The organism is Campylobacter sp. 2014D-0259 (genome assembly GCF_008000505.1).
In the GTDB taxonomy this organism is placed as follows: Bacteria; Campylobacterota; Campylobacteria; order Campylobacterales; family Campylobacteraceae; genus Campylobacter_D; species Campylobacter_D jejuni.
The window spans coordinates 16,435-36,493 of the sequence record NZ_VOAQ01000007.1; the positions used below are offsets into that span (position 1 = coordinate 16,435).

Consider the following 20,059-nt stretch of genomic DNA (forward strand, 5'->3'; position numbering starts at 1 on the left):
CTTTAAAAAATTACAAAGGAAATTAAAATGCAATTTCAAACCGAAGTCAATCAGCTTTTACAGCTTATGATACATTCTTTATATTCTAATAAAGAAATTTTTTTAAGAGAGCTTATTTCAAATGCAAGCGATGCTTTAGACAAACTTAATTTTTTGAGCGTAAGTGATGATAAATATAAAAGCTTAAAATTTGAACCTAAAATTGAAATCAAAATTGACAAAGATAAAAAAACTTTAAGCATTAGTGATAATGGTATAGGTATGGATAAAGATGATCTTATTAACAACCTTGGAACCATAGCAAAAAGCGGTACTAAAAGTTTTTTAGAAAATTTAAGTGGTGATGCTAAAAAAGATTCTCAACTCATAGGACAATTTGGAGTAGGTTTTTATTCTGCTTTTATGGTGGCTAGTAAAATCGAAGTTTTAAGTAAAAAAGCTTTAGATGATAAAGCTTATCTTTGGAGTTCTGATGCAAATGGTTATGAGATTAATGACGCAAACAAAGAAGAACAAGGCACAAGCATTACTTTATACTTAAAAGATGATGAGTTTGCTAATACTTATAAAATCGAAAGCATTATAGAAAAATATTCTAATCATATTCAATTTCCAATTTTCATGGAAAAAGAAGAATTTACTCCTGCTAAAGAAGGCGAAGAAGAAGGAAAAACTGAACTTAAAATTTCTCAAATCAATAAAGCCAACGCTTTATGGAGAATGCAAAAATCAAGCCTTAAAGTAGAAGATTATGAAAGATTTTATGAGCAAAATTTTCATGATTCAAACAAACCTTTACTTTATCTTCACACTAAAAGTGAAGGAAAATTAGAATACAATTCTTTATTTTTCATACCACAAAATGCACCTTTTGATTTATTCCGTGTGGATTATCAAAGCGGCTTAAAACTTTATGTAAAACGCGTATTTATCAGCGATGACGATAAAGAACTTTTACCAACTTATTTGCGTTTTGTGCGTGGGATTATCGATGTAGAAGATTTACCACTTAATGTAAGTCGTGAAATTTTACAAGAAAATCAAATTTTAAAAGGCGTTAAAGAAGCTAGCGTTAAAAAGATTTTAGGCGAACTTGAAAAACTCAAAAACAATGATAAAGAAAAATACTTATCTTTCTTTAAAACCTTTGGTAAGGTATTAAAAGAAGGACTTTATGGTTTTGGCGGAGAAAAAGATAGTCTTTTAAAACTTATGCTTTATAAAAGCACTAAAGGTGAAAATTTACGCTCTTTAGAGGAGTATAAAAATGACCTTCAAGGCGAACAAAAGGAAATTTTTTATATAGCAGGAAATAATGAAAGTTTATTAAGAACCTCTCCTTTGCTTGAAGAGTATAAACAAAAAAATATAGAAGTTTTACTCATGGATGATGAGATTGATTCTTTAGTAACTCCTATGCTAGAATTTGAAGGTTTGAAATTTGTAGCCATTAATCAAGTAGAAGATAAAAATGAACTAAGTGATGAAGAAAAAAATACTTTTGCTCCACTTGTAGCTAAATTTAAAGAACTTCTAAAAGATCAAGTTGAAGATGTAAGACTAACCAGTCGTTTGAAAGATAGCCCAAGTTGTATAGTTTATGATAAAAATAAACCTGATTTTGCTATGCAACAACTCTTAAAACAAATGGGTCAAGAGCAAAATTTCAAACCTATTTTAGAAATCAATCCAAAACACGCTATTTTTACAGGTCTTAAAAACAACGAAAGTTTTAGTGCAGATATAGCAACCCTAGTTTTAAATATGGCAAAACTAAGCGAAGGTATGGGAGTGGATAATCCTGCTGAATTTAATGCAAGCCTTACAAAAATTATCAATAAGGCTTTTTCATGATAGAAAATATCCCTGCAAGTCTTTGGACAAAGCAAGATTTAAACGCATATCAAATTTTTGATGTGCGTACTCCTTTAGAATGGGAAGAAGGTATTTTACCTAATGCGCAATGTGTGGCTTTATATGATAATCAAGGGCTTTTAAATGCTAAATTTTTAGATGAATTTCAAAGCAAAAGAGATGAAAGTAAAAAACTTGCTTTTATTTGTCGTAGTGGCCATAGAAGCATGGTTGCAGCTGAATTTATAGCTGAAAGATTGGGACTTGAAAGTATCAATTTAGATGGCGGAATGCTAGCTCTTAAGGGTTATTAATGCTAGGAATTTATTTACTCATAGCAGCTTTGTCTTTTTTAGCTCTTTATTTTGCTGTTAAAAAGCTTACTTTAAATATAGATGAGCAAACCCTTTTAGAGCCTATTAAAATGGATATTTATCCGAAATTTTGCGATTTAATCGATGAAAAAATCAGAGAATTTAAAGAAAATGTCCAAAATGCTAATTTAGCATTAAAAAATTCTGATCAAAAAGATGAATTTTTAGAAAAACTTGGGGATTTAAGCAGAGAGTTGACTTTCATACAAACCATGAATTTAAGCAATAAAAACGATAGTATCTGGCAAAATGAACTTTTTTCTTTTTTAAAGGAATTAGAAAATTTATTGCTTGAGTATCTAGAAAAAGGCGAAGAAGAAGCCGAAAATTTAAGAGAATTTCTGATGAATGAATTTGAAAAACTAAAAGGTTAGGCATTGCAAGAGGAAAGAAATTCTTTAAAATATTTTAAATTTATTTCATGGAGTATTTTTACTTTAGTTCTGATTTTTATTTTAATTCGTTATGACGAGCTTGCCAATCTTTTAGCAGGAGTGGCAATACTTCTTATTGGAATGACTAATTTAGGTATAGGTTTTAAAGCTTTTAGTGGTGGTTTGCTTGAAAAAATTTTAGCGAAGTCAACCGATACAAAGATAAAAAGTATACTTTTTGGTACTTTAAGTACTTTAATTATGCAATCTTCAACTTTAGTTTCTATTATTACGATTTCTTTTTTGAGCGCAGGGCTTATTTCTTTGGGTGCGGGCATAGGGATTATTTTTGGAGCAAATTTAGGAAATACGGCAAGTTCTTGGCTGATTGTTGGTTTGACAAATATTAAAATTTCAATGCTAGCTATCCCACTTTTGATTATTGGAGTATTATTTTTCTTTCAAAAAGATAGTGTTTTAAAAGGTTTAGGTAATATTTTTATTGGTATAGGATTTTTCTTTTTGGGTGTGGATTATATTAAAAGTGGTTTTGAAAATTTTAAACATATAATTGATCTTTCTCGTTTTGATTTTGCTGGGTTTAAAGGAGTTTTTGTTTTTTTAGGATTAGGTGCTTTGCTTACAGGAGTTATACAATCAAGCACAGCTACAATGGCTATTATTGTCGCTGCTTTACTTGCAGGACAAATCAGTTTGGAAAATTCCTTAGCAGCAACTTTAGGTACTAGTGTTGGAGGAGTTGTAACGGCTGTTTTAGCTTCTTTAAGTACCAATATTGAAGGAAAGAAATTAGCGTTTGCAAATTGTATTTTTAATTTTGGTATAGCTTTTTTAATAGTGCTTATTTTTCCTTATTTTATACATTTTCTTAATTTTTTATCCATTGTATTAAACATAGAAGATATAGCTTTGAAAGTAGCATTATTTCACACTTTGTTTAATTTAATTGGTGTTGTGCTTTTTTCATTCTTTACTCCTCAAATTGTTCTTTTTTTAAATAAGATAGTAAAAGCTCCTAAAGATAAGAATAAAGACAAGCCTTTATATCTTGATAGTAGTTTGGTTAAGTTTAGTGACACAGCCATCAAAGCTTTAAGGAAAGAAAGCGAGCATCTTTATAACAATACCTATGCAATTGTTGCTCATGCTATAGGTTTTAGTCGTAAAGATATACAAAGTGATAAAAGTTTTAAAGAAATTTTAGAAAATAAAAAGTGGTTTAGTAAAAATGTGGATTTGGACTATTTGTATCAAACTAGGATAAAGGTTCTTTTTGAAGCTATTATCGATTTTTCAACTAAAGCACAAGTTTATATTAACGATGAAACAAAGAATCATAAAATTTTTACCTTTAAGATGGCAGCTAAAAATTTAGCCGAAACAACTAAAAATTTAAAAATTATCCAAGCAAATATTAAGAAATATTCTAGTTCTTCTAATGAATTTTTGGCTTTAGAGTACAATAAAATTAGATCGAATTTAGGAGAGCTTTTAAGAAGTATCGAAGAGCTTAGAGTGGTTGAAGATCGTGAAAAGCTTTATTTGATTATTAAAAATCTTCAAAAAGGAAAAGAAATTTTAAAAGAAATTGATACTTTAACCTTGGGCAATGTTGAACATCTTATTTCAGTAAGAAAAATCACAACAGCTGAAGGAATTTCAATACTTAATGATACAACTTTTGCTGCTAAGATTGCTGAAGAACTTATAGGTGCTGTTGAGGTGATATTTTCTAAAGATATATCAAACTAGTTGTTTGTGCTAGTTTGGTTATTGTCTTGTATAGGCGTTAGAAATTCTTCATTGATTAAAATATCAACAACATCTTTAAACATAGGCAAAGCACTTTGTGCAGCATAATAACTATAAGGTTTAGTAGGATGTCTTACGAGAACTCCTATGGTATAGGCGTGATTTAAATCATTTGCAAAACCAAAAAAGGATGCATTGTAGCGATTTGAGGTATAACCTTGTCTTTCGGCTATTCTTGCCGTTCCTGTTTTACCTCCTGCAATAATACCTTGTGTAATTGCCTTTTTTCCTGTTCCTTTTTCTATAACATTTATAAGAACATTTTGCATCGTTTTAGCGGCTTCGCTAGAAAGAATTTTTTCTTTTTTTACATCATCATCAAGATTTGTAAAGCGTCCATTTTGATAGAATTTTTCAGCTAAACGTGGTGTGATATAAAACCCATCATTGTTGAAAACATTATAAGCTGCAAGGAGTTGTATAAAGGTTGTTTTAAGTCCATAACCATAACTTAAAACAGATTTTTCTATATCTCTTAAGCGCTTAGGATTTGGAATTTCTCCTTTTTGTTCATAGGGTAGATCAATACCACTTTTTTCGCCAAATTTAAATATTTTAAGTCCTGATACGATTTCTATATTGTTAAGTCTTTTGGCAATTTGTATCATGCCTATATTTGAAGAATATCTTATAACTTCCTCCATAGTCATTTTGTCCATTTTGTGATCGTCTTTGATGGTAAAACGTCCTAGCTTGTAAGAACCGCCATAAGTATTAATCACTTCATCCATTTTTATTTTACCAAGTCTTAAGGCTGTTGTAAAGATAAAAGGTTTGATAACAGAACCTGCTTCATAACCGTATTCTATAGCGCTTGCATTAAGAACTGATAGATCTTTTCCACGATTTTGCGGATCATAGCGCCTTGAGCTTGCTAGAGCTAAAATTCTTCCTGTTTTGCTTTCCATTACTCCAACTATGATTTCATTGGCTTTTAAATCCTCATTTCTTTGATCTATAGCTTTCTCTATACTTTTTTGCAGTTTTAAAGAAAGATTTAAATATAAATCACAACCATTGATCTTTTTTTGTTGTAGTGAATTTAGATTTAAAATAATATTTCCACCTATATCTTTAAGTCCTTGAATTTTTTCATTTTGAACAGGGCTTAGACATTCATCGTAGTATTTTTCTAAACCTTTAACTCCTATATTTTTTAAAATTCCACTTTCTGGATCTAATATCATTTTGGTATAACCGATAATAGGAGTAAAAGAATCTTTTGACATGTAAATTCTATCTTCTTCATGTTCGATGATATTTAATCCTCTTGTTTCAACTCTTCCAGAGTTGTTTGTAAAAGCTTTGAAAAAACCTTGTATATAAAGTTTTTTAGCAAGGTCTTTAAGATAGCTTGCTTGCTTGGAATCTAAGTTTTGCAAAAGAACAAAATTATAAGAGCGTTTTTTTTGATTTTGCATTCTTTTTTTAATATCTGCTACTTGATCGTTACTTATTCCACTATAAATTTGAAAAAGCTTTAAAAATAGATCAAATTTATCTTTGTTAATGCTTCTAAGATCAATTTCAGCGCGATAAATTTGTTTAGAACTTGTGATAGTAAAATTATCTTTGGTTATAATCGATCCTCTTAGAGCAAGAGCGTATTGATCTTTTTCAGTGTTAGGTATATGACGTTTTGATGTAAGAAAAAAAGTAGAGCTGATAAAAATAATCATAAACAAAAGTGCCATGCAGTAGGCAAAGGCAACTTTTGAAACCCTATTTTTTTTATATTCTTGCATTAGGGTTTAAATTTGAGTTCTTGTGATTTCTTTATAAGCACTGATCGCTTTATTTCTTACTTCTAGCATAAATTTCATACTGCTTTCAGCTTTAGTGATAGCTATAGCTGCTTGATGTAAATCTTTTACTTGTCCTGTGGCAATGTCTGTCATTGCAGCTTCTCCACTTTCTTGTGCTTTGTTTAAATCATCGATTTCATTTTTAAGCATCTTGGCAAATTCATCACCAATTCCTGTGGAATTTTGACTTTTGTTGGTATTTGAAATATTATTATTTAATCTTAAATCATTAATATTGTTCATTTTTTATTATCCTCTTAATAAATCAATCGCACTTTGAGCTATAGTTTTTGCACTTGTAAAAGCGCTTACATTGGCTTGATAAGCTCTTGTAGCTTCAATCAAATCTGCCATTTCAATGACAGGGTTTACATTTGGATACGCTACATAACCTTCAGCATTTGCATCAGGATGGCTTGGATCATACTTCATACGAAAATCTTTGTCATCTCTGACCACTTTATCCACTACAACACTTTGAATAGCAGGTTTAGCTTCTTCTGGCGAACTTGGATCATTTAAAGGATTTTCATATTTTAAAAAATTATTATCTTTGTTAATTTGCTCATTTAAAAGCTTATCAAAATCTGTTGCTTTAAAGATCACTTCGCGTCTTCTATAAGGCCCACCTTCAGCTGTTCTTGTAGTGTTTGCATTAGCTATATTAGAGCTAATAACATTCATTCTGAAACGTTGAGCACTTAAACCATAACCACTAATATCAAAATCACTTAAGTATGCCATAATTTACCTTTAACTTAATTTAGAGCTTGCATCAAGTATAGAACTAAAGATATTGCTTTGTCTTCTTAAAACTCCATCAAGAGCTGTTATCATAACTGTATTTTTACTCATTTCTGTGGTTTCTACATCTAGATCAACAGTATTTGCATCATTTCTTGCTAAATGACCATCTCTTAAGTAAATAGTAGATTTACTAGGATCAGGGAATTTCCAAGGTTTTTGATGCCCTTCTTCAGTTACGGCTAATTGCAATTCTTTATTATCATTTTTTTTGAAAATTTCATTTGCACGATTTACCAAAGCTGTTTCAAATTCAATATCTCTTGCTTTATAAAAAGGAGTATCAACATTTGCAAGATTGGCATTGATGAGTTGATTTCTTAGATTTCTACCCGCTAAAGCACCAGTGACCAGTTCTTTTGATTTAAATGGGTTAATCATTTTTTATCCTTTTTATAATTTTTAATATTAACAAGCAAATACTGTTCCAATTTAACTATTTTGTATAAAAATATCAAAATTATTTTCCTTTTTGTAAATTTATGGCTTTATTGTGATCATCTATATTTGTGCTAAAAATATGAACTCCAGTATTTTTATCACGCACAAAATATAAATAATCTGTCTTTAAAGGAAAAATAGCTGCACGAATAGCAGCTAAAGAAACATTACAAACCGCTTCTTTAGGCAATCCTGTAAATTTATAGGTATTATAAGAGCTATTATCTTGTCTTATTCTTTGTGGGGTAACTTTTACATGGGAGTAAATTCCATAATTTAAAGTTCCATCCATTTGAAGCTTCATACCTTTTTTAAGTCGATTATAAATTACGCTTGCAACTATAGGCATTTCATTGTCATTAGCAGCTTCTTTTTGTATTACAGAAGCGATGATGATATATTGGTGCCATTTTTTTGGATTATAGTCACCAAAAATTTTCTCAGAAGTTTTTTTATTGGAAATTTCAGCATGGTTTAAAAGCATTTGGATGAGTAGATTTTCTGTAATGCCTTTTGGGATTTTATAAGTTTCTGGTAAAAAAACTCCTTCATCATAAGGAGCTTGAGCTTGAAATTCTTTTAAAAGCATATCTTTATCAAGTTCAAGTTGTTTGGCTGCTTGTTCTAAAAAGATTACGCTTGTTTCTCCTGGGATAAGAGTAATGGTTTGAAGCGCTGCTTTAGCAATAGTGAGTTTATGTAGAAATTCAGCCCTATTTAAATCTTTTGTACCTATGTTGATCCAGCCTGATTGAGGGTGTCCTAAAAAAAATAAAATATATTTATCAATACTACTCATCTGATATTTATTTTGCTTTAAATATGTTATAATTTGAGAAATTGAACCTTGGGGAATAAATACCACAGAATTGCTTTTTAAAGGCTGAGTTAGATAATAAAAAATCCCCAAAATAAATATCAAAAAGAAGTTGCGTATGAAAAAGAAAATTTTATATATTGTTGTATTTTTTGTTGTGCTTATATTAGCTTTGTTTATAGTGCTTAAAAATGGGATTGTCATCTCTAGTATCCAATTTGATTTTTTAAAATTGGAACAATTATATATTAAATTAGATAAAAAATTAATTGTACGAGCAAAAAATATCACTATAAATGAGACTCAAAATTCCGAAATTTCATCACAAACTCACTCTTCTGATAATGCTTCAACAGAGATTTTAAAAATAACAAAAAATTTAAAATATCTATATGCTTTTGTTGAAGAGATTGATATACAAAATTTAAATATAAAAGATAATCATGTGCGTATTTTATTTAAAGATAATGAATTTTTTATAGATAATGATTTATTATTTTTAAAATTAACATTACAGCGTCAAAATAAAGAACTTATAGCTGATATTAAAAAACTTTTATTAAAAGATTATGATTTAAATATTGATGGAAATTTAAGTATCAATACTAAGAGTGAGTTTTATTATTTTCAAGGTAGAGCAAGTGGAGAATTGCTTGACTTTAACGCAAGTATCTCTTACAAAGATAAAAATTTAGCTTATAAAATAGAAGATTTAAACATTAGAAATATTATGGAAATTTTTAAAAGAGTTAATAAAAGAATAGAACTTCCGCAGAGTTTAAATCTTTGGGTAGCATATAGGGCTAAGGGAGAATTTTATCATTTAGATTATTTGCAAGGTTTTATAGATTTTGCTAAAGATAATTATTATTTAGACAATATTAGTGCATCAGGTTATGTTAATAATGTCAAAGTTCGTTTGGATGATAAAATGAATGCTATTGAAATTCCAAAACTCGATTTAAATTTAAACAAACAAAAGCTTGATTTTGTCTTTAATAAAGCTTTCTATAATGGTGCTGATTTAAGTTCTAGTAAGGTTTATCTATATGATTTGTTTGATGAAAAAAAAGCTGGGATTTATTTGCGCATTAAGTCTGATAATCTAAAATTTGACGAAAAACTTGCTAAAGCTTTAGAGGATTATCATTTTTCATTACCTTTTTATCAAAAAAGCGGAAAAATTAAAAGTGATTTAGAGCTTAAAATTGATTTTCATGATAAGGGTGAAATTTCTTATAGTGGTATTTTAGCTTTAGAGAATGCTAGTATTTCTTTGGCTGATTTTAATATTACAAAAGCATTTGTAAAATTAAATCAAAATGATTTAAATATAGAAAATGCTAGTGTTAAAAATAGCTTTTTAGAGGCTGATTTTAATGCTAAATTTGACTTGCAAAAACAACAAGGAAATTTCAATACTCAGATTTCAAGGCTTTATTTTGACAATGGGGAGCTTTTAGATTTAAAAAATCAAAATGTAGAAGTAAAATTAGATTATTCGCAAAATGTTAACATTAGCATTCCTCAGTGGAATTTGATTTTAAATTTTAAAGATGGACTTGAGGCTAATCTTAATAATCCTAAGATTTTATTTTCATTTTCTCCATTACTTAAAAAGTTTGGGTTTATTGATGCTAAAAATGTTTATTATAAAACTTTAAATTTTGAAGATTTCAATGCAAGTGTTAATGATGCTTATTTTAAAAATAATTTACTTATCAACGGTCAAACTCCTTATGAAAATGATAGCTTTGATATTGTAAAAAATAAGGGCATTATGGAAATTCATACTCAAAGTGATACAGCAAGTGCTAAAATAAGTTCTGATAATAAAGAAATTCATTTGAAAAATTTAAGTTATATTTATAAAAAAGATTCCAACTCTTCAAATTCAACATTTGATATTTCTACTAATACCCAAAATATTAGTTTTGGTGGAGCAAATGTAGCTTTAATTTTGCCAGATTCTAATAAAACTTTGGCTTTTGATAGGGTAGAGGCTGATTTAAAAGGTAATGCTTTGGATCTTAAAGGTTCTAGAGGAAATGCAAAATTTGATCTTTATTATTCTTCTAATGATTTAAATTTAAACGTTAGCAATATTGATGATAATTATTTAAATGAGTTTTTACAAAAACAAGCTGTTCAAGATGGAGTGTTTAACTTAAGTATAAAAGGAAGTGGATTAGAGTATTTTGATGGACAGATCGATTTTAAAAATACTTATGTGAAGGATTTAAGAGGTATAAATCAGCTTATTTCCTTTATCGATACTGTACCAAGTTTATTGATGTTTAAATCTCCAACTTTTAATCAAAAAGGTTTAAGCTTACATGATGGAAAGATTATTTTTAATAGAAAAAAAGATCTTTTAAGTGTTTCAGCTATTAATTTAAATGGCGATAGTGTAGATATATATGGTTTAGGATCAGCAAATTTAAGATTAAATACAGTGGATTTTAGTTTAGAGCTTAAAACTTTAAAATCAGCTTCAGAAGCTATATCCAAGGTTCCAATTTTAAATTATGTAATTTTAGGTAAAAATCAAGAAATTAGCACAAACTTAAAAATAGATGGAAGTATAGATGATCCTAAATTTCATACCGAAATTTTAACAGATGCCCTAAAAACCCCTTTTAATCTTATTAAAAATATCATACAACTTCCTGCTAATTTACTTAATTAAAAATATTTAAAGTTTGTTTGAAAACTAAAACAAACTTTAAACTTACTCTTGCATTTTTTTTTATTTGTAATATACTTAAAAATGAAAATAAAAATAAGTATTTTAAAGGACTAAAAATGCAAATTACTTATACCTTAACAGATGAGTCTCCAGCTCTTGCGACTTATTCGTTTTTGCCTATAGTGAAAGCTTTTTTAAGTAGGGCACATATAGGAGTAAAAACCTCGGATATTTCTTTGTCTGGAAGGATTTTAGCTACTTTTAGTGAGTATTTAAAAGAGGAACAAAGATGTGAAGATGCTTTAGAGCTTTTAGGCGAGCTTGTCAAAAGATCGGATGCAAATCTTATTAAAACCCCAAATATTTCAGCTTCTATTCCTCAGCTTAAGGCGGCGATTAAAGAATTGCAAGATAAGGGTTATATGTTACCAAATTACCCAGATGAGCCAAAAAATGATGAAGAATTGCAAATTAAAACAAAATATCAAAAAGTTTTAGGTTCAGCGGTTAATCCTGTATTAAGACAAGGAAATTCAGATCGTCGTTCAACAAAAGCGGTAAAAGACTATGCAAAAAACAATCCTTATCGTGTGGTTGAGTTTAATCCAAACTCAAAAACTCGTGTTTCTTACATGAAAGAAGGGGATTTTTTCTCTAATGAAAAAGCGGTTTTAATCGATCAAGATTGTGTGGCTAATATAGAATTTGCAAGCGTTGATGGTAAAAAAGAAATTTTAAAAGAGGGCTTAAAACTTGAAAAAAATGAAATTTTAGACGCTACTTTTATGGATGTGCAAAAACTTCAGGAATTTTATGCAAAAGAAATTAAAGCAAGCAAAGATGATGATGTGCTTTTTTCTTTGCATTTAAAAGCTACAATGATGAAAATAAGTGATCCTATACTTTTTGGTTATGCGGTAAAAGTATTTTTTAAAGAATTATTTATCGAATTTCAAGATGAATTTGAAAAATTAGGTATTAATCCAAATAATGGTTTAAGTGAGCTTTTAAGTAAGATCGAAAATTCAAGCAAAAAAGATGAAATTTTAAAAAAATACAATGAAATTTTAGCTAAATCTGCAGATATTTCTATGGTAAATTCAGATAAAGGCATCACAAATCTTCATGTTCCAAGCGATGTTATCGTTGATGCTTCTATGCCTGCAATGCTTAAAAATGGCGCAAGATTGTGGGATAAGGAAGGTAAGGAAAAGGACACAAATGCCGTAATTCCTGATCAAACTTACGCAACTATTTATGAGGCGGTTATTGAAGATTTGCATAAAAATGGCACTTTAAATCCTTCAAAACTTGGCAGTGTATCTAATGTAGGTTTAATGGCTAAAAAGGCTCAAGAATATGGCTCGCACGATAAAACCTTTGTGGCTAAAGAAGAAGGAACTTTTAAAATAGTTTCTGAGGGTAAAGTTTTATTAGAACATAAGGTTAGAAAAGGTGATATTTATAGAGCTAATCAGGCTAAATTTGATGCGGTGTTAAATTGGATTGATTTAGGTATAGAAAGATCAGAACTTAGTGGAGCCGAAGCTATTTTTTGGTTAGATAGCAAAAGAGCTAGTAATAAAATCATGATAACTTTGGTACAAAATCGTTTAAAAGAAAAGGGTAAAAATATAGCCATTTTAACTCCAAAAGAAGCTTGTTTAAGAAGTTTAGAGTTAATCCGAGAAGGCAAAGATGTTATTTCTATCACGGGTAATGTTTTAAGGGATTATTTAACCGATCTTTTTCCTATTTTAGAGCTTGGAACAAGTGCAAAAATGCTTTCTGTTGTGCCTATGTTAAATGGTGGAGCTATGTTTGAAACAGGAGCAGGGGGTTCAGCACCTAAACAAGTAGAACAATTAGTTGAAGAAAATCATCTGCGTTGGGATAGTTTGGGTGAATTTTTGGCTTTGCAAGCAAGTTTGGAATTTTATGCAAATAAGTGTAGCAATCATAAAGCTAAGATTTTAGCAGAATGTCTTGATGAGGCTATAGGCGAATGGCTTGAAAATAATAAAGCTCCATCAAGAAAAGTTAAAGAAGATGACAATAGAACAAGTCATTTTTACTTAGCAATGTATTTTGCAAATTATTTAGCAAGACAGGCAAGTGATATGGAGCTTCAAAGCTTTTTTAAAGATATTGCCCTAGAGCTTTCTTCTAATGAAGAAAAAATCAGAGCCGAATTTAACAATGCACAAGGTGTGAAAGTGGATTTGGGTGGGTATTATAAATTTGATGATGAAAAAGCAAATAAAATCATGCGTCCAAGTGCAACTTTTAACGCTATTTTAGAAAAAATAGGACAAAGATGAAAATCACTGTTATAGGGGCTGGCAATGTGGGCTCAAGCGTAGCTTATGCTTTGATTTTAAGAGAAATAGCAAATAAAATTGTTTTAGTAGATATCAATGAGGATTTGCTTTATGCAAAAGAACTAGAACTTACTCAAAGCATAGCTGCTTTAAATTTAAATATAGATTTACTTTGCACTAAAGATTATACTCATACCAAAAATTCAGATATAGTGCTTTTTAGTGCAGGTTTTGCTAGAAAAGATGGGCAAAGTAGAGAAGAATTGCTTCAGTTGAATACAAGCATTATGCTTGATTGCGCTAAAAAAATTAAAGATTTTACAGAAGATCCGCTTTTTATTATTTTAACTAATCCTGTGGATTTTCTACTTAATACTCTTTATGAAAGCGGGATTTTTTCATCAAAGAAAATTATAGCCATGGCGGGAGTTTTAGACAATGCAAGATTTAAGTATGAACTTGCCAAAAAACTTAATGTCAAAATGTCAAGTGTGGATACAAGACTTATTGGTTTTCATAATGATGATATGGTTTTGGTAAAATCTTATGCGAGTGTTAAAAATAAAAATATAAGCGAATTTTTAAATGAAGAAGAATTTGATGATTTAGAAAATGAAGTTAAAACAGGTGGAGCTAAAGTAATCAAACATCTTAAAACTTCAGCTTATTTAGCCCCTGCTAGTGCTTGTATAAGAATGCTTGAGTCTATAAGAAGTGGCGAGTTTTTACCTATGAGTGTGATTTTACATGGAGAATTTGGAGTGCAAAACAAAGCCTTGGGAGTTATGGCAAGATTAGGACTTGAAGGTGTGATTGAAATCATGAAAATGGATCTTAGTTTGCAAGAAAAAGACAAATTAGAAAAATCTTTAATCAAATATCAATATAAAGGAGAATAAATGAACATACATGAGTATCAAGCAAAAGCAATTTTTGCAGACAATGGCATCCCTACCTTAAAGGGAAAAGTTGCATTTAGCGTAGATGAAGCTGTATCTAATGCTAAAGAATTAGGCGGTAGTGTTTGGGCAGTTAAAGCTCAAATTCACGCAGGAGGCCGTGGTCTTGGTGGTGGTGTTAAAATCGCTAAGAATTTAGATGAGGTAAAAGATTACGCAAGTAAAATTTTAGGAATGAATTTAGCAACTCATCAAACAGGACCTGAAGGTAAGCTCGTGCAAAAACTTTATATAGAAAGTGGCGCTAATATAGTAAAAGAGTATTATTTGGCTATTTTATTTAATAGAATGGCAGAGCAAATTACCATTATCGCTTCAAGTGAAGGAGGGATGGATATAGAAAAAGTAGCCAAAGAAAGCCCTGAAAAAATTGCAAAAGTAGGTATTGATCCACAAATTGGATTTAAAATGTTTCATGGACTTGAAGTAGCGAGAGTTTTAGGACTTGATAAAGATGAAGGCAAAAAACTCATTTCTATGATAGCTAAACTTTATAAGCTTTACATGGATAAAGATATGAATATGCTTGAAATCAATCCTTTAATTAAAACTGCAGAAGGGGATTTTTATGCCCTTGATGCAAAATGCAGTTTTGATGATAGTGCGCTTTATCGTCATCCTGAGATTGCTGAACTTAGAGATATTACTGAAGAAAATCCTGCTGAAAGAGAAGCGGCTGAATTTGGCTTAAGCTATGTGAAATTAGATGGAGATGTAGCTTGTATGGTAAATGGTGCGGGTCTAGCAATGGCAACTATGGATATTATTAATTATAGTGGTGCAAAACCTGCAAATTTCTTAGATGTAGGTGGGGGAGCTTCTCCTGAAACTGTTGCAAAGGCTTTTGAAATCATTTTAAGAGATAAGAATGTAAAAGTTATATTTATCAATATCTTTGGTGGTATTGTTCGTTGTGATAGGATAGCAAATGGAATTTTAGAAGCTACTAAGAATGTTGAGGTAAATATTCCAATTGTAGTGCGTCTTGATGGTACTAACGCAGCAGAAGCAAAGACAATTTTAGATAATTCAAATCTTAAAAATATCAAAGCAGCAACCAATCTTAAAAACGGTGCAGAGCTTGTAAAAAGTTTAGTAGGATAAGGATGGAAAATGAGTATATTGGTTAATAAAAATACAAAAGTAATAGTTCAAGGTTTTACGGGTAAAGAAGCAACTTTTCACGCTGAGCAATGCATGGCTTATGGTACAAATATAGTTGGAGGTGTCACCCCTCATAAAGGTGGACAAACTCATTTAGGTAAACCAGTTTTTGATACCGTTGCAGATGCGGTTAAAGCAACAAAGGCTGATGTGAGCTTGATCTTTGTACCTGCTTTTGCTGTGGGTGATAGCGTGATTGAAGCAGCTGATGCGGGTATTAAGCTTGCAGTTGTAATCACAGAACATACGCCTGTAAAGGATATGATGTTTGCTAAGCAATATGCCAATAAAAAGGGTATGAAAATCATTGGGCCAAATTGTCCAGGTATTATCACTTCTGAAGAATGTAAGTTAGGTATTATGCCAGGTTTTATTTTTAAAAAAGGTTGCGTGGGGCTTATTTCAAAAAGTGGAACTTTAACTTATGAAGCTGCTAATCAGGTAGTTCAAGGTGGTTATGGAATTTCTACTGCAGTAGGAATTGGTGGTGATCCTATCATAGGTCTTGCTTATAAAGAACTTTTAAGTGAATTCCAAAAAGATGATGAAACTAAAGCTATTGTAATGATAGGTGAAATTGGTGGTAGTTTGGAAGTGGAAGCGGCTAAATTTATTAAAGAAAATATTAGCAAACCTGTGGTAGCATTCATTGCAGGTGCAACTGCTCCAAAAGGTAAAAGAATGGGGCATGCAGGTGCCATAGTAGGAAGTGCTGATGAAAGTGCTGCAGCTAAAAAAGAAGCTTTAAAAAGCTATGGAATTCATGTGGTGGATTCTCCGGCTTTAATTGGTGAAGAAATTCAAAAAATATTAGGTTAATAAAGGAAAAAACATGAGTATGACAGCTCCAAAAGATACCCCTGTTTGGGTAGATGAGCATAGATGTAAAGCATGTAATATTTGTGTTAGCTATTGCCCCGCTGGGGTTTTAGCTATGCGTGATGATGTGCATGCGGTTTTAGGACAAATGATAGAGGTGGTACACCCTGAATCCTGTATAGGCTGTACTGAGTGTGAGACACATTGCCCTGATTTTGCTATTATGGTGGCAAAAAGAGATGAATTTAAATTTGCCAAACTTACTGCTGAGGCTAAAGATAGAGCCGTAGCCGTAAAAAATAACAAATACAAAAAATTAGCATAGGAAAAATAATGAGAGAAGTTATAGCAACAGGTAATGTTTTAATCGCCAAAGCTGCGATTGATTGTGGATGTAAATTTTTTGGAGGTTATCCTATTACTCCTAGTAGTGAGATAGCTCATGAATTAAGCCATATGCTTCCCGCAAATGATGGAACTTTTATACAAATGGAAGATGAAATTTCAGGTATTAGCGTGGCTATTGGTGCGGCAATGAGTGGAGTAAAATCCATGACTGCAAGTAGCGGTCCAGGAATTTCTTTAAAAGCAGAGCAAATAGGACTTGCATTTATTGCTGAAATTCCACTTGTGATTGTAAATGTTATGAGAGGTGGTCCTTCAACAGGTCTTCCAACTCGTGTAGCACAAGGAGATTTGTTTCAAGCTAAAGCACCAACTCATGGGGATTTTGCAAGCATTGCTATTGCTCCTGCAAGTCTTGAAGAAGCTTATACAGAAACCATTAGAGCATTTAATTTAGCTGAAAAATATATGACTCCTGTATTTTTACTTATGGATGAAACTGTAGGGCACATGAATGGTAAAGCAGTTTTACCTGATTTAAAAGATATTAAAATTTATAACCGCAAAAAATTTGAAGGAGATAAAAAGGATTACAAGCCTTATGCAGCAGGAGAAAATGAGCCTGCAACTTTAAATCCTTTCTTTACAGGTTATCGTTATCATGTTACGGGACTTCATCATGGAGACATAGGTTTTCCAACTGAAGATGGAGTCATAGTGAAAAAAAATATGGAAAGACTCATAGGTAAAATTAAAAACAATCAAGAAGATATTTGCACTTATGAAGAATATATGCTTGATGATGCTGAATTTTTAATCATTGCTTATGGAAGCGTAAGTCGTTCAGCAAAAGAAGCTATACAAAGATTAAGAGAGCAAGGGATTAAAGTGGGACTTTTCCGTCCAATTACTCTTTATCCAGTGGCTGAGAAAAAAATTGCTGAAGTTGTAAGCAAATTTAAAAAAGTAATGGTAAGCGAGCTTAATATGGGACAATATCTTGAAGAGATTGAAAGAGTAACTTCGCGTCGCGATTTTATTAGCTTGCACCGTGCAAATGGTCGTCCTATCACTCCAAGTGAAATTATTGCTAAGGTAAAGGAGAATATATAAATGGCTTTTAATTATGATGAATATCTAAGAGTAGATAAAATGCCTACTCAGTGGTGCTGGGGATGTGGCGATGGCGTTGTTTTAAAATGTATTATCCGTGCGATAGAAAAACTTGGTTGGAATATGGATGATGTTTGTCTTGTTTCGGGTATAGGTTGTAGTGGTAGAATGAGTTCTTATGTAAATTGTAATACAGTTCATACAACTCATGGTAGAGCAATAGCTTATGCAACAGGTATTAAATTAGCCAATCCTAGTAAACATGTTATTGTAGTAAGCGGAGATGGGGATACTTTGGCAATTGGTGGAAATCATACTATACATGGTTGTCGCAGAAATATTGATTTAACCCACGTTGTGATCAATAACTTTATCTATGGACTTACGAATTCACAAACAAGCCCAACCACTCCAAAAGGTTTTTATACAGTAACAGCTCAATTTGGAAATATTGACCCTAATTTTGATGCGTGTGAATTAACTAAAGCTGCAGGAGCTTCTTTTGTGGCAAGGGGTAATGTGATCGAAGCTAATAAGCTTGAAAATTTAATTTATAAGGCTTTAGCGCATAAGGGTTATAGTTTTGTAGATGTTTTTTCAAATTGTCATATCAATCTAGGTAGAAAAAACAAAATGGGTGAAGCTGTAGCTATGCTTGATTGGATTAAAAGTCGCGTTGTGGATAAAGCTAAATTTGAAAGCATGGATTTTGAAGAAAGAAAAGATAAATTTCCAACAGGAATTTTGCATGAGGATAATTCTCAGCCAGAATACTGCCACGCTTATGAAGAAGTACGTCGTGCAGCCAAAGAAAAAAGAATGGTGGATTTAGGAGCTTTAAAATGAAATATCAATTAAGATTTGGCGGTGAAGGTGGACAAGGTGTTATCACCGCAGGAGAAATTTTAGCAGAAGCAGCCATTAAAGAAGGTCGTCAAGCTTTTAAGGCTTCTACTTACACTTCACAAGTGCGTGGTGGCCCTACTAAGGTGGATATTATCATCGATGATAAAGAAATTTTATTTCCTTATGCTGTAGAAGGGGAAGTAGATTTTATGCTTTCGACTGCAGATAAGGGTTATAAAGGTTTTCGTGGGGGTGTAAAAGAAGGAGGTATCATAGTTGTAGAGCCAAATTTAGTACATCCTGAAAGTGAAGATTATAAAAAATGGCAAATTTTTGAAATTCCTATTATTGCCATAGCTAAAGATGAGGTAGGAAATGTGGCTACTCAATCAGTTGTAGCACTTGCAATTGCTGCTTATATGAGTAAATGTATAGATTTAGATGTTTTAAAAGATACTATGCTTCATATGGTTCCTGCAAAAACTCGTGATGCAAATGCTAAAGCTTTTGATCTGGGTATAAAATACGCCACTCAAGCAAAACCACATTCATAATAAATTCCGCACCATGCGGAATTTAACTTCTAAAATTTTACACATTGCAAATAAAATTTAAATTTTAATTATTTTAATTTAGCTACTTTTAACGATTAAAATTTTATAATCAAAAACTTATATTTTCAAGGAAAATTAATGGATTTTTTTGATGAAATGTTTAATAAAACTCCAAAAGAAAAATTTATAGAAATTATACAAAATGGAAATTTAGGAGCCTTAGAAAAAGTTTTTGAGGAATTTTTTGCTGATCATATTGCTATGGTGGAACTTTTGGAAAAACAAGGTCTAACAGAAATGGATGTAAAAAATTTCATATTAGAAAATGGTGATTTCATAGAAGAAAGGCAAAATGATATTTATATAGAATTAGGTGCAAAAATTTTAGGACACGAAGGCTAAAATTGTTTAAAATAAGCCCCTATTTAATTTGTATTTTTTTTATTTTTAGTAATGTTTTAGCATCTGAACCAACTTTTGATTATACTTATAAATTTATACTTAAAAAAGATGAGAGAGCTAGTGTGCAGATTAAAGAAATAGGCTATGAAGATAAGGTGCAAAATTTTGATTTTTATTGGACTTTGTTTGATAATACTAATATCATCGTACATTCGAAATTTCGCAAATATCCGCGTCAATTTGTGATGAGTTTAAGAAGAAATTTAGATTGGGTAACTCAAACTTTAATACCTGATTATACCAATCCACACATTGATAGAGCAAGACTTATTTTAGAATTTAGTGGTTATAATAAAGGTTTGGCAACTTTTACGGTTTATATAGAAGATAAGGAATCTCGCTTAATGGTAGAATTTTTAGATCCGAGAAAAAAAGCTTTACAAAATCCACCGCAAAATAATCAGGTTGTTCCTATGATTAATTTTAACGAACCTCAGGTAAAACCATTAACAAGCAAAGAAAATAATAATAGCAATTAACAAGGA

At 30.9% G+C, this 20,059-nt stretch carries 20 protein-coding genes; 15 read left to right on the forward strand and 5 right to left on the reverse strand.

Translation table 11 applies throughout. The features are described 5' to 3' along the window. Nucleotides 1-27 precede the first annotated feature (27 nt). The 4 genes from htpG to SR63_RS00940 are packed head-to-tail and all read left to right on the forward strand — an operon-like array spanning nucleotide 28 to nucleotide 4,375. Nucleotides 28-1,854 carry a molecular chaperone HtpG gene (gene htpG / locus SR63_RS00925; RefSeq protein WP_002866408.1) on the forward strand — a complete coding sequence of 609 codons (1,827 nt, stop codon included), beginning with the start codon at nucleotides 28-30 and terminating at the stop codon, nucleotides 1,852-1,854. After that, entirely contained in the window at nucleotides 1,851-2,168 is a 318-nt protein-coding gene (locus tag SR63_RS00930) for a rhodanese-like domain-containing protein (protein WP_002866409.1), read from the forward strand. The genes htpG and SR63_RS00930 overlap by 4 nt, the downstream gene beginning before the upstream one ends. Further along, a complete protein-coding gene (locus SR63_RS00935) occupies nucleotides 2,168-2,602 on the forward strand; it encodes a hypothetical protein (RefSeq protein ID WP_002866410.1) in 435 nt (144 codons plus the stop codon). Before SR63_RS00930 ends, SR63_RS00935 begins: the two co-directional genes overlap by 1 nt. 3 nt (nucleotides 2,603-2,605) lie before the next feature. Then, complete coding sequence (locus tag SR63_RS00940; RefSeq protein WP_002866411.1) at nucleotides 2,606-4,375, forward strand: Na/Pi cotransporter family protein; 1,770 nt, start codon at nucleotides 2,606-2,608, stop codon at nucleotides 4,373-4,375. Here SR63_RS00940 and SR63_RS00945 read toward each other — a convergent pair. From SR63_RS00945 to mltG, 5 genes are all read right to left on the reverse strand, one after another. After that, nucleotides 4,372-6,180 (reverse strand): peptidoglycan D,D-transpeptidase FtsI family protein, encoded by a 1,809-nt coding sequence (locus SR63_RS00945; protein WP_002880961.1) that lies wholly within the window; start codon nucleotides 6,178-6,180, stop codon nucleotides 4,372-4,374. The two genes, SR63_RS00940 and SR63_RS00945, sit on opposite strands and share 4 nt — an antisense overlap. A 6-nt stretch (nucleotides 6,181-6,186) precedes the next feature. Continuing rightward, nucleotides 6,187-6,483 (reverse strand): flagellar hook-basal body complex protein FliE, encoded by a 297-nt coding sequence (gene fliE, locus SR63_RS00950; RefSeq protein WP_002856884.1) that lies wholly within the window; start codon nucleotides 6,481-6,483, stop codon nucleotides 6,187-6,189. Nucleotides 6,484-6,489: 6 nt separating this feature from the next. Then, entirely contained in the window at nucleotides 6,490-6,984 is a 495-nt protein-coding gene (gene flgC / locus SR63_RS00955) for a flagellar basal body rod protein FlgC (protein WP_002855235.1), read from the reverse strand. 9 nt (nucleotides 6,985-6,993) lie between these two features. Further along, nucleotides 6,994-7,425, reverse strand: a complete 432-nt coding sequence (gene flgB, locus SR63_RS00960; protein WP_002854879.1) for a flagellar basal body rod protein FlgB — start codon at nucleotides 7,423-7,425, stop codon at nucleotides 6,994-6,996. A 79-nt stretch (nucleotides 7,426-7,504) separates the two neighbouring features. Continuing rightward, entirely contained in the window at nucleotides 7,505-8,506 is a 1,002-nt protein-coding gene (gene mltG / locus SR63_RS00965; RefSeq protein ID WP_002880964.1) for an endolytic transglycosylase MltG, read from the reverse strand. Between mltG and SR63_RS00970 the strand changes: the two genes are divergently transcribed. The 11 genes from SR63_RS00970 to SR63_RS01020 all read left to right on the forward strand — a co-directional run bounded on the left by SR63_RS00970 (nucleotide 8,421) and on the right by SR63_RS01020 (nucleotide 20,053). After that, nucleotides 8,421-10,991 carry a DUF3971 domain-containing protein gene (locus tag SR63_RS00970; RefSeq protein ID WP_002866414.1) on the forward strand — a complete coding sequence of 857 codons (2,571 nt, stop codon included), beginning with the start codon at nucleotides 8,421-8,423 and terminating at the stop codon, nucleotides 10,989-10,991. The genes mltG and SR63_RS00970 overlap by 86 nt on opposite strands. Before the next feature lie 116 nt (nucleotides 10,992-11,107). Next, on the forward strand, nucleotides 11,108-13,312 hold the full coding sequence (locus tag SR63_RS00975) for an NADP-dependent isocitrate dehydrogenase (protein ID WP_002866415.1): 2,205 nt from the start codon (nucleotides 11,108-11,110) through the stop codon (nucleotides 13,310-13,312). Continuing rightward, on the forward strand, nucleotides 13,309-14,211 hold the full coding sequence (locus tag SR63_RS00980) for a malate dehydrogenase (RefSeq protein ID WP_002866416.1): 903 nt from the start codon (nucleotides 13,309-13,311) through the stop codon (nucleotides 14,209-14,211). The genes SR63_RS00975 and SR63_RS00980 overlap by 4 nt, the downstream gene beginning before the upstream one ends. Continuing rightward, nucleotides 14,212-15,375 (forward strand): ADP-forming succinate--CoA ligase subunit beta, encoded by a 1,164-nt coding sequence (sucC, locus tag SR63_RS00985; protein WP_002866417.1) that lies wholly within the window; start codon nucleotides 14,212-14,214, stop codon nucleotides 15,373-15,375. It abuts the gene before it with no gap. Nucleotides 15,376-15,384: 9 nt separating this feature from the next. Further along, on the forward strand, nucleotides 15,385-16,254 hold the full coding sequence (gene sucD / locus SR63_RS00990) for a succinate--CoA ligase subunit alpha (RefSeq protein WP_002855278.1): 870 nt from the start codon (nucleotides 15,385-15,387) through the stop codon (nucleotides 16,252-16,254). Between the two features lie 13 nt (nucleotides 16,255-16,267). After that, the gene (locus tag SR63_RS00995) at nucleotides 16,268-16,579 is read left to right on the forward strand and encodes a 4Fe-4S binding protein (protein WP_002854819.1); all 312 of its coding nucleotides are present in this window, start codon (nucleotides 16,268-16,270) and stop codon (nucleotides 16,577-16,579) included. 8 nt (nucleotides 16,580-16,587) lie between these two features. Further along, a complete protein-coding gene (locus SR63_RS01000; RefSeq protein WP_002859072.1) occupies nucleotides 16,588-17,712 on the forward strand; it encodes a 2-oxoglutarate synthase subunit alpha in 1,125 nt (374 codons plus the stop codon). Further along, complete coding sequence (locus SR63_RS01005; RefSeq protein ID WP_002866421.1) at nucleotides 17,713-18,558, forward strand: 2-oxoglutarate ferredoxin oxidoreductase subunit beta; 846 nt, start codon at nucleotides 17,713-17,715, stop codon at nucleotides 18,556-18,558. Beyond that, nucleotides 18,555-19,112 carry a 2-oxoacid:acceptor oxidoreductase family protein gene (locus SR63_RS01010; RefSeq protein WP_147498329.1) on the forward strand — a complete coding sequence of 186 codons (558 nt, stop codon included), beginning with the start codon at nucleotides 18,555-18,557 and terminating at the stop codon, nucleotides 19,110-19,112. Before SR63_RS01005 ends, SR63_RS01010 begins: the two co-directional genes overlap by 4 nt. 138 nt (nucleotides 19,113-19,250) lie before the next feature. Then, nucleotides 19,251-19,514: a DUF2018 family protein gene (locus tag SR63_RS01015; protein WP_002854834.1), complete on the forward strand. Its 264-nt coding sequence runs from the start codon at nucleotides 19,251-19,253 to the stop codon at nucleotides 19,512-19,514. A gap of 2 nt (nucleotides 19,515-19,516) precedes the next feature. After that, nucleotides 19,517-20,053, forward strand: coding sequence for a hypothetical protein (locus SR63_RS01020; RefSeq protein WP_002855217.1), 537 nt, complete (start codon nucleotides 19,517-19,519; stop codon nucleotides 20,051-20,053). The last annotated feature ends 6 nt before the right edge of the window (nucleotides 20,054-20,059 follow it).